Annotated in this window: 12 protein-coding genes; 6 read left to right on the forward strand and 6 right to left on the reverse strand. The window is 33.2% G+C overall.

Annotated elements, in window-relative coordinates:
- Positions 1–189 precede the first annotated feature (189 nt).
- From SOM12_RS07865 to SOM12_RS07880, 4 genes are all read left to right on the forward strand, one after another.
- A complete protein-coding gene (locus tag SOM12_RS07865) occupies positions 190–1,545 on the forward strand; it encodes a UDP-N-acetylmuramate--L-alanine ligase (RefSeq protein ID WP_320492989.1) in 1,356 nt (451 codons plus the stop codon).
- Positions 1,546–1,690: 145 nt separating this feature from the next.
- Positions 1,691–2,380, forward strand: coding sequence for a RadC family protein (gene radC, locus SOM12_RS07870; RefSeq protein WP_320492990.1), 690 nt, complete (start codon positions 1,691–1,693; stop codon positions 2,378–2,380).
- A 3-nt stretch (positions 2,381–2,383) separates the two neighbouring features.
- Entirely contained in the window at positions 2,384–3,070 is a 687-nt protein-coding gene (locus SOM12_RS07875; RefSeq protein WP_320492991.1) for a YjjG family noncanonical pyrimidine nucleotidase, read from the forward strand.
- Between the two features lie 2 nt (positions 3,071–3,072).
- A complete protein-coding gene (locus SOM12_RS07880; RefSeq protein ID WP_414655672.1) occupies positions 3,073–3,822 on the forward strand; it encodes a hypothetical protein in 750 nt (249 codons plus the stop codon).
- 14 nt (positions 3,823–3,836) lie between these two features.
- Here SOM12_RS07880 and SOM12_RS07885 read toward each other — a convergent pair whose 3' ends face one another.
- Positions 3,837–5,114, reverse strand: a complete 1,278-nt coding sequence (locus tag SOM12_RS07885) for a replication-associated recombination protein A (RefSeq protein ID WP_095931508.1) — start codon at positions 5,112–5,114, stop codon at positions 3,837–3,839.
- 174 nt (positions 5,115–5,288) lie between these two features.
- On the opposite strand from SOM12_RS07885, the gene SOM12_RS07890 reads away from it, so the two are divergent.
- Both SOM12_RS07890 and SOM12_RS07895 read left to right on the forward strand, forming a co-directional pair.
- Positions 5,289–6,053 carry a rhomboid family intramembrane serine protease gene (locus SOM12_RS07890; RefSeq protein WP_320492993.1) on the forward strand — a complete coding sequence of 255 codons (765 nt, stop codon included), beginning with the start codon at positions 5,289–5,291 and terminating at the stop codon, positions 6,051–6,053.
- Positions 6,054–6,110: 57 nt separating this feature from the next.
- Positions 6,111–6,614: a hypothetical protein gene (locus tag SOM12_RS07895; protein WP_320492994.1), complete on the forward strand. Its 504-nt coding sequence runs from the start codon at positions 6,111–6,113 to the stop codon at positions 6,612–6,614.
- Here SOM12_RS07895 and SOM12_RS07900 read toward each other — a convergent pair whose 3' ends face one another.
- The 5 genes from SOM12_RS07900 to SOM12_RS07920 form a co-directional block, all read right to left on the reverse strand.
- Positions 6,615–7,418 (reverse strand): DUF2490 domain-containing protein, encoded by an 804-nt coding sequence (locus SOM12_RS07900; protein WP_320492995.1) that lies wholly within the window; start codon positions 7,416–7,418, stop codon positions 6,615–6,617. It lies immediately after the preceding gene.
- A 52-nt stretch (positions 7,419–7,470) separates the two neighbouring features.
- On the reverse strand, positions 7,471–8,205 hold the full coding sequence (gene rlmB / locus SOM12_RS07905; protein ID WP_095931505.1) for a 23S rRNA (guanosine(2251)-2'-O)-methyltransferase RlmB: 735 nt from the start codon (positions 8,203–8,205) through the stop codon (positions 7,471–7,473).
- Between the two features lie 84 nt (positions 8,206–8,289).
- Complete coding sequence (locus tag SOM12_RS07910; protein ID WP_095931504.1) at positions 8,290–9,732, reverse strand: SusD/RagB family nutrient-binding outer membrane lipoprotein; 1,443 nt, start codon at positions 9,730–9,732, stop codon at positions 8,290–8,292.
- A gap of 1 nt (position 9,733) precedes the next feature.
- Entirely contained in the window at positions 9,734–12,964 is a 3,231-nt protein-coding gene (locus SOM12_RS07915; RefSeq protein WP_320492997.1) for a SusC/RagA family TonB-linked outer membrane protein, read from the reverse strand.
- Between the two features lie 84 nt (positions 12,965–13,048).
- The gene (locus SOM12_RS07920) at positions 13,049–14,746 is read right to left on the reverse strand and encodes a hypothetical protein (RefSeq protein WP_320492998.1); all 1,698 of its coding nucleotides are present in this window, start codon (positions 14,744–14,746) and stop codon (positions 13,049–13,051) included.
- Positions 14,747–14,880: the final 134 nt, after the last annotated feature.

Consider the following 14,880-nt stretch of genomic DNA (forward strand, 5'->3'; position numbering starts at 1 on the left):
TAAATTTTAAAAAAGGTTGGGAAGATAGAATTGCTTTTAAAAATAATTTTCGTACAAATTAACAATTTATCTTTAAAACCAAATGATGGAATCTATAATTCCTTATTTTTGAAGAATAATTATTGAGTTTAATAAGTTATTTGCCATTTCGATTAACCGATTAAACAGTTTAACGATTAAACATTTTAAATGAAAACACATTTTATCGCCATTGGCGGAAGCGCAATGCACAATCTGGCATTAGCATTACATAATAAAGGATACCAAGTTACAGGAAGTGACGATGCTATTTTTGAACCTTCAAAATCAAGATTAGAGAAAAAAGGAATTCTTCCTGCAGAAATGGGCTGGTTTCCAGAAAAAATCACTTCAGATATTGATGCTATTATTTTAGGAATGCACGCAAAAGCGGATAATCCTGAATTATTAAAAGCGCAAGAATTAGGATTAAAAATCTACTCTTATCCTGAATTTTTATACGAGCAATCTAAAAATAAAACCCGTGTCGTAATTGGTGGTTCTCATGGTAAAACTACAATTACTTCGATGATTTTGCATGTAATGCATTATCATAATATTGCTGTTGATTATATGGTTGGCGCACAATTAGAAGGTTTTGACACAATGGTGCATTTAACAGAAGAAAATGATTTTATGGTTTTGGAAGGAGATGAATATTTGTCTTCACCAATTGACAGACGTCCGAAATTTCATTTATATCAGCCAAACATTGCTTTGATTTCTGGAATTGCTTGGGATCATATTAATGTTTTTCCAACGTATGAAAACTACGTTGAACAGTTTGAGATTTTCATCGAAAAAATTACAAATGGTGGAATTTTGGTTTATAACGAAAATGATCCAGAAGTAAAACGCGTTTCTGAAGCAGCAACAAATCCGATTAGAAAAATCGCTTATTCAACTCCAGAATATGCTGTGAGTGATGGAGTGACTTTGTTAAAAACACCAGAAGGCGATATGCCAATTGAAGTTTTTGGAGCACACAACTTAAATAATTTAGCTGGAGCAAAATGGATTTGCCAAAACATGGGTGTTGATGAAGCAGATTTCTATGAAGCAATTGCAAGCTTTAAAGGCGCTTCTAAGCGTTTAGAAAAAATTGCCGAAGGAAAAGGAAAAGTAGCTTATAAAGATTTTGCGCATTCGCCAAGTAAAGTGGCTGCGACAACAAAAGCGGTAAAAGAGCAATATCCAAATAGAACTTTAGTAGCTTGTTTAGAATTGCATACATATAGCAGTTTAAATGCTGAATTCTTGAAAGAATATGAAGGCGCTCTAGAATATGCAGATGTTGCGGTTGTTTTTTATTCGCCAGATGCGGTGAAAATTAAACAACTGGAAGAAGTAACTTATGAGCAAATAGCGACTGCATTCAATAGAAAAGATTTAATTATTTATACCAATCCAGCTGAATTTAAAGAATACTTATTCAACTTAAATTTAGATAATTCTGCACTTTTATTAATGAGTTCAGGAAATTATGGAGGTTTGAATTTTGATGAAGTAAAAGGGTTGATTGCCTAAATTCGTCGATTAGAAAATTAGATAATGTGTCAATTGTTTTTCAGTTGGCACATTTTTTTTGTAATTATCTAATCAGAAAACACAATAATTATTTGAAAGACTTTTCTTATTTTTAATATCTTCGTTCTGTAAAATTTAAATAGTTATGGAACAATCTCATTTCGCTATAAAAAACTGGTCAGATGATGACAAGCCGCGCGAAAAATTAATGCTCAAGGGAAAAGAAGCTTTGAGTGATGCTGAATTATTAGCAATTTTAATTGGCTCAGGAAGTCGTAATGAATCTGCGGTTGCATTAAGTCAGCGTATTTTAGCTAGTGTTGGCGGATTAAATTCATTAGCAAAATTATCTATTGCTCAATTAATGAAATTTAAAGGAATAGGAGAGGCAAAGGCCGTTACAATTGTCGCTTCTTTAGAGTTATGCGCGCGTCGGAGATCAGAAAAAGCAGTTGAAATGACTAAAATAACTTCGAGTAAAAAGGTTTTCGATTTAATGCAGCCAATAATAGGAGATTTATCTCACGAAGAATTTTGGGTGCTTTTTCTTAATAATTCCAATAATGTAATTTCAAAGGCTCAACTGAGTAAAGGGGGTATTGGCGGTACAACTGTCGATGTCAGATTGATTTTTAAATTGGCGTTTGAGAAATATGCTACAGCCTTGATTTTGTGCCACAATCATCCTTCTGGAAGTTTGATTCCGAGTGATGCCGATAAACAAATTACTAGAAAAATTCGCGAAGCAGGAAGCAAGTTAGATGTTAAAGTTTTAGATCATGTGATTATAACTGAATCAAAATATTATAGTTTTGTAGATGAAGGAATTTTTTAATACATGAACACCAATATTACTGACATTTTTTTTGATTTAGATCATACGCTTTGGGATTTTGATAAAAATTCAGAAATGGCTTTTGATCGAATTTTCAAAACTAAGTATCAAGAAATCGTTACTCAAGATTTTATTAAAGAATATATTCCGATCAATCAAGAATGTTGGAGATTGTATCAGAATGATAAAATTACACATCAGGAGCTTCGTTATAATCGTTTGAAGTTTTCATTTGATGCTTTGAATTATGTAATTTCAGAAGAGAATATTTTGGAAATTGCCAATGACTATATCGAGTTTCTTACCGACAACAATTATCTTTTTGATGGGGCAATTGAAGTTTTGGAATATTTAAAGCCTAAGTACAAACTTCATATTATAACAAACGGATTTGCTAAGGTTCAGGAAAAGAAAATTAATAATGCTTCGCTTGGAGGATATTTCAGTACCATTACAAATTCGGAATTAGCTGGAGTTAAAAAGCCAAATAGTATTATATTTGACTATGCATTAAAATTAGCCAATACATCTAAAGAAAGCAGTATCATGATCGGAGATGATTTTGAGGCTGATGTAAATGGTGCTTTAAATGCTGGTATAGATGCTATTTTCTTTAATGAAAAGCGAGTAGACGTTTCCGAAAATTATAAACAAATTAACCATTTATTAGAACTAAAAAAATATTTATAATGATGAGAATTAAAATTTTACTTACTGCAATTTTATGTTCAGTTGTTGGATTTGCACAGTCTATTAATGATTACAAAGCTGTAATTATTCCTCTGAAATATGAGTTTATGAAGACTGATAATCAATATCGTTTGGCAACTTTAAGCAAGCAAAATTTGACTAAAGCTGGTTTAGAAGCTTTTTATTCAAATGAACAACTTCCTGAGGGATATACAGACCGTTGCCAGGTTTTATATATGGATGTAGTAAGAGATAATGCTTTCTTGGTAACTAAACTTATTATAAAATTTAAGGATTGTTTTGGACAAGTGGTTTTTACTTCAGAAGCAGGAAAAAGTAGAGAGAAAGAATATGAAGTGGCTTATAAAGAAGCGTTAGACAATGCCTTTAAGTCAGTTTATGCTTTGCATTATAAATATAGTGGAAATCCAGTTGCAAATTCAAAAACATCTGCTCCTGTAAAAGCTGCTGTGGCAACAACTGTGGTTGCAACTCCAGTTGCTACTGCATCTTCGCCAGATTTGAAAGATCCAAATTTATTATATGCGCAACCAACAGAATCTGGCTATCAATTGATTGATAAAACACCAAAGGTAGTTATGAAGCTTCTTAAAACTTCTCAGCCAAATGTTTATATTGCTATAAAAGATAATGTTCAGGGTTCTTTAATCTTAAAAGAAGATGGACAATGGTACTTCGAATCTTATCAGAATGATAAATTAGTTTCAGAAAAAATTGTAGTTAAATTCTAAATACAAAATACGGCTTAATAACCGTATTTATCTTTCCAACGGTTCTTTAAAAATTCGCGGGTACTGTTCTCTCTAGAATTGTTTCCAGGATTATAAAGAACCGTTTCTTTTATAGCATCTGGAAGGAATTCTTGTTCGGCAAAATTATTGGCATAATCGTGAGAATACTTGTATTCATCTCCGTATCCTAATTCTTTCATTAGTTTAGTAGGGGCATTTCGCAAATGAATTGGAACAGGCAAATCGCCAGTTTGTTTTACCAGCTGTTGCGCATTGCCAATTGCCATATAAGAAGCGTTGCTTTTTGGTGAAGTGGCCAAATAAATTGCACATTGGCTTAAAATGATACGGCTTTCTGGATATCCAATTGTTGTAACAGCCTGAAAAGTATTATTGGCCATTATAAGAGCAGTTGGGTTAGCATTGCCAATATCTTCACTTGCCAAAATAAGCATTCTTCGGGCAATAAATTTTACCTCTTCTCCGCCTTCGATCATTCTTGCCAACCAATAAACGGCTCCGTTAGGGTCGCTACCGCGAATAGATTTAATAAACGCAGAAACAATGTCGTAGTGCTGTTCGCCAGTTTTGTCATAAAGAACGGTGTTTTGCTGTACGAGTTCAAAAACACGATCGTTGGTAATGGTAATTTCATCACCAGATGAAGCATTAACGACTAGTTCGAATACATTTAAGAGTTTTCTTCCATCACCGCCAGAAATACGCAATAAAGCTTCTGTTTCTTTTAGATTTATTTTTTTTGTCAGCAAATAGGAATCGGTTCTCATTGCGCGCTGTAAAAGAGCTTCTAAATCGGCTTTTGTAAATGCATTTAGTATGTAAACCTGGCAACGTGACAATAATGCAGGAATCACTTCAAAACTTGGATTTTCGGTTGTCGCACCGACCAAAGTAATCCAGCCTTTTTCTACAGCGGCTAAAAGCGAATCTTGCTGTGATTTGCTAAATCGATGAATCTCATCGATAAAAAGAATAGGGTTTTTAGCAGTAAAAAGTCCGCCACTTTGTTTTGCTTTTTCTATAACATCTCGAATATCTTTTACGCCAGAATTTATAGCGCTCAAAATATAAAAAGGTCTTTTGGATTCCTGAGCAATAATTTGAGCCAATGTTGTTTTTCCTGTACCAGGAGGTCCCCAGAAAATTAATGAAGGAATAATTCCTTTTGAAATTTGCTGTGTTAATGAACCAGTTGGTCCAACCAAATGGTGTTGGCTTATATAATCTTCTAATTTTTGCGGACGAATACGCTCTGCTAAAGGTGCTTCCATAAATACAAAATTACTATTTTAAGATTTAAATTTCATTCATTCAAAAGTTAAAACAATTCGCAGAGAGAATGATTGTTCTGATTTGAGACAATTTTGTATTTTGATATGACAAAATATCAGTAAAATATTTTTGGATAGTTTTTTGAGTCCTATTAATTGTTATTTTCTAAAAATATGAACGACACTAATTTTAGGTTTTCAAATTCGGTTATTGGACTTCCGATGTTTTTTGTCCTCTTTTTATGGATAGTATATTGGCTTCAGATCCGTTTTGATTTTGATTTTTATCGATACGGAATTTATCCTCGAGACTTAATTGGTTTACGTGGAGTTTTGTTCAGTCCATTTATTCATGAAAATTTAGATCATTTGTATAACAATAGTATTCCGCTTGTAATACTATTGGCGGCGATGCAGTTTTTTTATCCAAAACAAACATTAGGTGTTATAGGCTATGGGATTCTATTTTCGGGATTAATCACTTGGGTTGTCGGAAGAGAAAATTTTCATATCGGCGCCAGCGGATTAATTTATGTTTTGGTTAGTTTTATTTTCTTTAAGGGTATTCAAACCAAATATTATAGATTGGTGGCATTATCTTTAACTGTGATTTTACTTTATGGCGGAATGATATGGTATGTTTTTCCAGATGTTGATCAATCTATTTCTTGGGAAGGGCATTTAGCAGGACTTATTACAGGTTTTGTTTTGACATTGTTTTATAAAGCACCCGAATATGCAAAACCAATTGTTTACGATTGGCAGCGTCCAGATTTTGATCCGAGCAGTGATTCTTTTATGAAGCATTTTGATGAAAATGGAAATTTCGTTACTTTTTCCCATGAGGAGGAAGAGGATCAGATAGATTATTTTTCGTCTAGTCATCCAGTAAATTATATTGTAGTTAGAAAAGCAGATCAAGAAGAAACCGATGAATAATTTTCTTTGAAATAAAAAAAGTAAATTTGTTAGAGTAACAATTTAATCTTGAGCATTATGAAAATGAAGTTTCTACTTTTGTTTTTTAGTTTTGTTTTTACTGGGAAAGGAATTGCTCAATGTGAAATAAAAAATAGGATGCAGGCAGATGGTAGTATGATTTACTATTTTGAGCCTGCAGTATTTTATACTACAAAATCAAAATCTTTGAAAATTAATATTGTTACAGATAAAGAGAATTATTTTGTTGCACTGCAGCCGACACCATTTCCTGAAAAGAAAGTTGGAAAAAAGATCAAAGATGATTTAATAATTCATCTTGCAGATAACAAAACCTATAAGCTAGCACATTACGATACACAATATCGACGTAACGATTCTATAATGCAAGTTCTCTATTTGATAGACAATAAAGATCTTGATGCGTTTTCTAATTACGAAGCTATTACTGCTGAAATCAATATGGAAGGAACTGAATTTGTGAGAAGCTACAACTTTAAGCTTCATAAAGATGCTATCATCGAACAGCTTAAATGTTTTTTAAAGAAAGAAGAAAACTAATTATTCTTCATCCTTCATTTCAGGATGCTTTTTGGCTTCGATTTTCTTCTTAAGGTTCCTAATAAGATTATTGAATGTTAGAGTAAGCGAGGCTGCGTTGGTTGTTTGATTCCCGCTGTTTCGGGGAAGATATTCATTGCAATAGGTTAGTTCAACCTGAATATCATCTGAAAATAAATATCCAGCTCCAATATTTAAACGATTCCGATCAAAGAAACTTTCGCCAGTAACTTTTGCTCCAGATTTGAAATAAAGCTCATCTGATGCAATTGCATATACAACTCCGCTTCTTAATATTTTACTATTGATAGGTTGTATATATTTAATTTGCTGTCTATATCGAAGAACGTTTTCATAATCATCATCTTCATTTCTCATATGGCGGAATTCTGTGCGCATTCTTGTGCTTAAAGTATATCCCGTTTTATGAAAGTAATAAATTCCCTGAAGGGCAAAGCGTGTTTCGGGAGATTCGAATTGACCAATTTCTGGAACATCTCTATTGTTGAAATAGGCGATGAAAGCAGAGAACTTCCATCTTGGAGAAAAGTAATAATGTCCCCAGCCTCTAATAGATCTTTGTATTGTATTCTCGAATAAGTTTGATGAAGATTCTGTTCCACTGTAGGCTGATGCAAAATCTATTTCTGTCGCCCATTTTTTGCTTAAAGTTTGGTTGAACTGAATTTCATTCCAAAATTGATTGTACGTAGTATTTTGTCCGTAGCTGTTTGTAATTAGTAAAATTACAAACAGGCAGCGGAATATTGTAACTTTTGATTTTGAATTAGATTTTGAAAGCATTAATTAAAGGTATTTAATTATTTCATTCGCATCTTAATCTCTCAATGTGTTTTTAGGTTCTTTGGCGAACAGCTTCGTATAGAAAAGCGCCACAGGCTACAGATACGTTTAATGATCCAATTGTACCGAACATTGGCAATTTGGCTTTTTCGTCAACTATTTTTAAAACAGAAGGGTTTATTCCTCGATCTTCAGATCCCATAATAATAGCCAATGGTTCTGTTAGTGATATGTCGTATATGTTTTGATCTGTTTTTTCAGTTGCAGCAACTGTTTTTACTCCAGAACCTTGCAAGTAAAAGATCGCATCTTTTATATGTTCAACTTTGCAAATAGGCACATTGAATACCGCTCCAGCAGAAGTCTTAACTGTATCTCCATTAACGGGAGCCGACCCTGCTTTTTGTATAATAATTCCGTTTACACCAGTACATTCAGCTGTTCTAATAATAGCACCAAAATTTCTAGCGTCTGATACCTGATCTAATATTAGAAAAAGAGGTTTTTGACCTGACTCAATCGTAGACTCAACTAAATGTTCTAAATCAATAAAACCAATAGGAGAGATGGTTGCTACTGCACCTTGATGATTATTTGGAGTAAGGCGGTTTAGTTTTTCTACAGGTACATAAGAGAAGTTAACGTTTGCACGTTTCATTACTTTCATTAAATCCTTCATAAGCTCACCAGAAATGTCTTTCTGTATGAAAACTTTATCTACTTCTTTTCCTGCTTGAATTGCCTCTATGATGGCTCTAATGCCAAATATTTGATGTTCTTTTTCCATTGGACAAATATAGGTAATATGTTTATATAAAAAAACCGCCCTGAATTAACAGAGCGGTTTTGATATATTGTTTTTCAGAATAAATTAGAATTTATCCCAGAAAACGTGAACTTTAAGTTTGTTTCCTCCAATTGCAGTAGAAGCAGCAGCCCAATTTGCATTGTTTACTGTTTGCTCGTTGATTGGATAAGTGTAACGTTTTGGAATTTCTCCTTCAGCAGCAGCAACAGCGTTAGCAGGTGCAACTAAAGCAGGGAAATCTAATCTTCTGTAAGAGTTCCAAGATTCGAACGGTCTGTTGAAGAAAGCAATCCAAGCTTGTTTACCGATTTTTTCTTTGTAAGTTGTTCCTGAAGCAGTAGCATAAGCTACTTCTGGTTTAGCTAAGTAAGCAGCAGCTTCACTTGCAATTCCCCAGTTTTCGAAAGAAGCAGTAATCGCTCTGTTATAGTAGTACTCAGCAGTATTTCCAACAGCATATCCTCTTGCAGCAGCTTCAGCTAAGTAGAAGTTAGATTCAGTAGCCTCAGCTAATAAACCTGGGAAATCAGCAGCTTTTAACTTATCTCCAATAGCAGAGAAATTTTGGTAAACGTTAGTTGGACCATTAAGACCTCCTTTGTAAGATCCGTCAGGCATTGCATTGAAATAAATAGCTCTTCTTGGATCTTCCAAAGCGTTCATTTCATTAACAATAGTTTCAGAAGCAACGAAGTCATTACGGTTACTAGCTACTAAGTTAGCAAAGATAGGATTGTACATTGGAGCAGCTCCTGGATAGTCAAAAGTTGCATTTTCTGTATTGTTTAAGATAACTCCAGCGTTGTAAGCGCTTTCAACTGTACTTTTAGAAAGTGCAGCATCAGCATCAGCTAAATTCAAACCAATTTTTAATTTCAAAGTGTTAGCAAAAAGTTTCCATTTTGCTACATCACCTCCATAGATAAAGTCAGCAGAACCAAAAGAATCAGCACTAGTATCTAATTGAGCAATAGCCGCATCTAATCTAGTGATTAATTTAGGATAAATAGCTGCATCATCTTCGTATTTAGGTAAAATTACTTCTTTTACTTTTAATGCGTCAGTATAAGGAACATCTCCATAAGTATCCACTAAAACTTGGAAAGTGTAAACTTGAAGGATTTCAATTAAAGCAATTTTATTTTTTTGCACAGTTGGATCACCAGCTTCAGTTAAAATTACTTCTTTTGAAGTTTGTAAGTTTCCTAATGTACTTCTATATAATGCATTCCAGTGTCCGTCTCCAATTCTTCTTGTAGTAATATTGAATCTAGCTTCTGTATTGTATTGAGTTGCAGCCCAATATTGAGATGCATATCTTAGGATACTTAAGTTAACACTTGGAGTTACTAGTTGATCTGTCAACTCTTTTTCAGCATTTGTGAAAAGCGTCTCAGAAGGCACATCGTAAGATTTGTCCTGGTCATTGTTGTATGTAGGATCATCACTTACACAGCTTGTCATAAATAATGACAATGCTGTTATTGAGAGGATTAATTTTTTCATCTTAGAAAGTCGCTTTAATATTAAATGAGTATACTTTTGTTGTTGGCATTACACCTGATTGAAAACCTTGAATGTTTCCAGATGATTGTCCAGCTTCTGGGTCAGCATACGGTAAATTTTTGTGAATAATCCAAAGATTATTTCCTAATAAACTAAATGAGATTGATTTAGCCATTGTTTTGTCTAAGAATTTAGACGGTACATTGTATGTGAAACCAACTTCTCTTAATTTTACGTAAGATGCATCGTAGATGAATTTTTTGTTTGGCTCAACTTCAACACCAAAACCAGCTCCTACCATGTTTGCAGGAATTCTATCTTGGTTTGGAGTACCATCTTCGTAAACACCGTCAAGGATAATACCACCACCATTAGCGATAGAGTTTCTTAATGGGTTTCCTAAGTCGTTAAGACCAGCAGTTTCTGGATAAAGACCTGTGTATTGTCCGTAAGCTTGATCTAGAGAGTAAACACTTCCTCCTTTTTTCATATCGATTAAGAAATTCAAAGAGAAATCTTTGTAATTAAATCTGTTAGAAAGACCTCCAATCCAGTCAGCTTGGATGTTTCCGATTACTTTATCAGTAGCGATTAAGTAGTAACCATCTTCGTCAACTGTTTTGTTTCCATTTGCATCATATACATAATCTGTTCCTCTCATTGTACCGTATGGTTGACCAACAGTAGCATTTAAAGAAACTCCATTTTGCCATGAAGCTAATTGTAAGTTATCTCTTCCTGCGTTCAAAGAAACAACTTTGTTTCTGTTCCTAGACCAGTTTACACCAACTTGCCATTCGAAATCTTTAGTTTTAACTGGCGAACCAAATAAAGATACCTCGATACCATTGTTTTGTAATTCTCCAGCATTAACTTGTGAAGATGCAAATCCTGTAGACGTAGATTGTGGTACGTTGAAAATTTGGTCTGTAGTGTTAGATTGGTACACAGATACGTCAAAACTTAATCTATTTTTGAACATAGCTGATTCAACACCAAACTCCCAGCTTTTTAATTTTTCTGATCTCAAATCTTTAAAGTTAACAAAAGTAGAGTTGTTAGCAAACATTAAGTTTCCGCCAATTAATCCATTGTTAATTTTCCATCCAAGTCTGCCAGCAACTGGGTCATTACCTACAACCGCATAGTTAGCTCTAAGTTTTAAGTTGTTTAACCAATCTTGTTTGATTAATTCAGATACAATGAAACTTGTTCCAAGTGACCAGTAATCATATTTATTGTTGTTTTGTGGTAAAGCAGTAGATTGATCTCTTCTGTATGAACCTTCAACGAATATAATTCTGTTGTAATCGATAGAACCTTGAGTATAAAGACCCAATTTGTTATAATTGATTTCTTGCTCTAATGGAGCAACAAATGACATTGAATTTGCTAAAGTAAACAATCCAGGAGCTACTAAACCTCCAGTTGTTGATCCGTCGAATGAATCTGTATGAGATTTGATGAAAGTTGATCCACCTAAAAGTTTTGCTGAAATTTTTTCAGAAATTTTTAAATCGTAAGTAGCAATGAAATCGTAAGTTGTCTGTAAGAAACTTCTTGTGTATAGCTCGTATCCTGAAGTTTCATCAAGAGCTTGTAAACCAAACTCTTCAGCGTGGCTTCCTTTTTCTTTTCTTAATTCTTGTCTGTCGTTAGAAGTATCAACAGTAACACGTCCTAAAACATTAAAGTTTTTTGTTATATCGTAAGAGATATTAGCACCTGCAAGAACTCTCGTTCTGTCATCAGAAGAGTAGTTTTTGTAACGGTCAAAGTATGGGTTGTTCCAATAAGCTGGAGCAAAATTTCCAGATAATGGATCATTCATGTTCCAAGTAACGTTTTGTCCGTTTACGTTGTATGCGTCTTTTAAGTCTCTAACGTCAACGTTAGTTTGCCACCATTGTCTGAAACCAGTTAAGATGTTATCTCCATAACCTGTACTGTTTCTACCTACTGTAGATTGGTCAGAGAATGTGAAGAATGCAGTTGTTTTAATTTTATCTGATAAGTTTCTTGAGAAACTACCATTGATAATATTTCTGTTTAATCTACTGTTTGGTAAAATTCCAGATTCATTGTTGTTAGTGTAGCTAAAGTTGTAAGATCCTTTTTCGTCTCCACCACTTAAACCAATGTTGTTAACTGTGCTGAAAGATTTTTGGAAGAATTTACCAGGATCATTAGCAGCAGCAACCCATGGAGTAGCTTTACCATAATTAGCGTTACCTGGAGCAAAAGCAGTCCATTGGAACACGTTTAAACTTGGGTCGAAAGCATTACCGAAAGATGAATCGGCAGTCATATCAACAACTTGATCAGGAATACCGTCTCCGTTAGCATCTGCTGTGTAGAAACTATCGTTTGGTCCTGAATAACCATTAGCTCCGTAACCTTTTTGGTACTTAATGAAAGTATCTTTGTCATAAGAACCCATAGAAGTTGTAGAACTGAAACTTACTCCTAAAGCGCTGTTTTTCTTACCTTTTTTAGTAGTAATCATAATCGCACCATTCGCAGCCTGGCTACCATATAATGCAGTTGCAGCAGCACCTTTAAGTACTGTAATAGATTCAATGTTGTTTGGGTCAATATCAGAAGCAGAGTTACCAAAGTCAAAACCTTGTCTTCCGCTTTTTGCTGATGCTGAGTTTAAGTTATCATTGCTAATAGCAACACCATCAACAACCATTAATGCTTGGTTGTTTCCAGTTAAACTTTTTGATCCACGAAGTACGATGTTAGTAGATCCACCAAAGTTAGAGTTAGTTTTAACCTCTAAACCTGCAACTTTACCTGATAAGTTGTTTAGGAAGTTGTTTGTTGGTGTTGAGTTAACTGTTTTTTCATCAAGTTTTTGTGATGAGTAACCTAAAGATTTTTTCTCTCTTTTGATACCTAAAGCTGTTGTTACTACAACTGCTTCAAGTTCTTGTGCATCACCTGATAATTTAACATTAACTACAGATGAGCTTGCAGCTACTTCTTGGGTTTTCATTCCAATGTAGCTAAATACCAAAACTTGGCTTGAAGATGCTTTAATAGAATATTTTCCATCAAAATCAGTTTGTGTTCCAGTTTTGCTTCCTTTCACTAATACACTTACCCCCGGTAAAGGCATACCTGTATTATCGGAAACTGTTCCTGAAACAGCTCTTTCTTGCGCAAATGTCAATTGCGCAACTAGTGCTAATAAAAGCACTAAGAATCCATTGAACTTTAGTTTCATTTTTAAATATTTTGAATTAGTATCGCAAAACTCTTAATAATTTGTTAACTTTCCTAATAAAAAAAAATTTTTTTTTGGTAAACCCTAAAATTTAACATTATAACATATGTTTACGATAGTGTTATATAATTGTATTTCCTGCTGATTTTGCTGTCCATTCGTGAGAATAATTCGTAAAATTCCATTTTTTGTTTCTATTCCCACACCTATGCCGATTCCTATTAAATTCTTAATTTTTTTAGGATTTGAAATATTGGTTAAGTCTTGATATATAGCATAATCAGCTATAGAATGGATGTATGCGCTTTTTGAAAACATATATCTGTATTCTGTAAGAAATGCAGAATAAAAATTTGCCTGTAAACTGTTTTCTGAAAATCCTCTTATTGAATTCATTCCTCCAAATCGAAATAATTCATTAGTAATATAATTTTTACTGTCTAAATAGCCGCTTTGAGAATTTATGTTAATGAAATTCTTGTTATTAAGTTCGAAATTGTACGCGGCATTTACATTTATATAAAATTGTTTGCTAGGATCTGCTGTTTCAAGATCATTATTTGTTTCTCTTTTTCCAAGGCCTAGTATCGAACTTAAAAATGCTTTTCCAGGCATGAGGCTATTGGAGTCTGTTTTTTTGTATTCGTATGTTGAAGTAAAGTAGGAATTGTTGAAATCACTAATAGTAGAATTATTGATGTTTTGAATATCGCTTGATTCGGTAGATTGGTAGCCAAGGTAGATCTTAGAATTGTAATTTAAATAGTAGCCAAGATTGATGTCTGTTTTAGTGTTCTGAAATGTGCTGTCTTGCTTGAAGATGTTTAATTGCGCTTTTATTCCGAGAGGTAATTGAAATAGATAGGGGATTTCAAGTTTTGTGTTGAAGGTTTTTTGTTGGTTTCCGTCGCTTTTCCAATAAAGAGAAAATTTTTCGCCAGCTCGTAATATGTTTGTTAGTGAAATGTCTAAATAGCCATTTAGAATTAACTTTTTGTTTTCATCATTTGAGAAGCCAATATATCCATCAAAGTTATTGGCTTTTCTTTTGTCAAGATAAGTGTATATTTTGGTCGAATCTGAAGTGAATAAGATTTCGGGATACTTGGGCTGTGAAACAAATTCAAAACTATTAATATCGTCATAAAGTTTTTTGACGGTTTCTTGATTAAAAGTTTTGTTTAGGTATTTTTTGTTTAATTGTTTAAGTGCTCCTTTTGGAAAATAGTCTTTTAAAGAAGGATTCGTGTAATTTACAATAATGGAATTTAAGGTTCTTTTTTTTTCGGAATCAAAATTTAAGTCGGCGTAAATTATTGAATTCTTTTTTTTGATGTTTTCAAGTTTGATTTTAGAAAATGCAAATCCTGCCTTTTCGTTGTCTGATATTTCTTGGTTTAAGAAATTTTCAAGTTCTGTATAGGGTATGATTATGGTATCTTTTGCTGTTTTTTTTGAGTTATAAAAAAAACTATTTATACCTATATATATATGTATCTCTTTTATTCTAGTTTGCAAGTCCATTAAAACAGTGTAAGTGCTATCATTTACTTTTTTATTTTCTAATGTTTTAGCGCTTATATAACCTTGTTTTGCGAGTCTGTTTGTTACTGTTGAAATCTCGTTGTTTAGTGATTTTATATTTGGATGTTTTTTTGTGTAGAGTATGGAGTCAATAGTTTGGCTTTGTTTTTTGTTTATTCCATTTATATTAAGGTAGAAAGATTGCGCAAAACAATTTGATGATAGGAGTAAAATGAGTATGTAATATAATTGTTTCAAAAGCAATTGTTTTGTTAGTTAAATGTAAAGCAAATATCTAATGTTTCTTTGTGAAATCATAGATATAAATAATGTTGTTGAAAATTAATGATTTAACGTTTGTATAGTGAAAATTATTTTATACATTTGCAACC

It is taken from the genome of Flavobacterium sp. CFBP9031, assembly GCF_034044945.1.
Lineage (GTDB): Bacteria > Bacteroidota > Bacteroidia > Flavobacteriales > Flavobacteriaceae > Flavobacterium.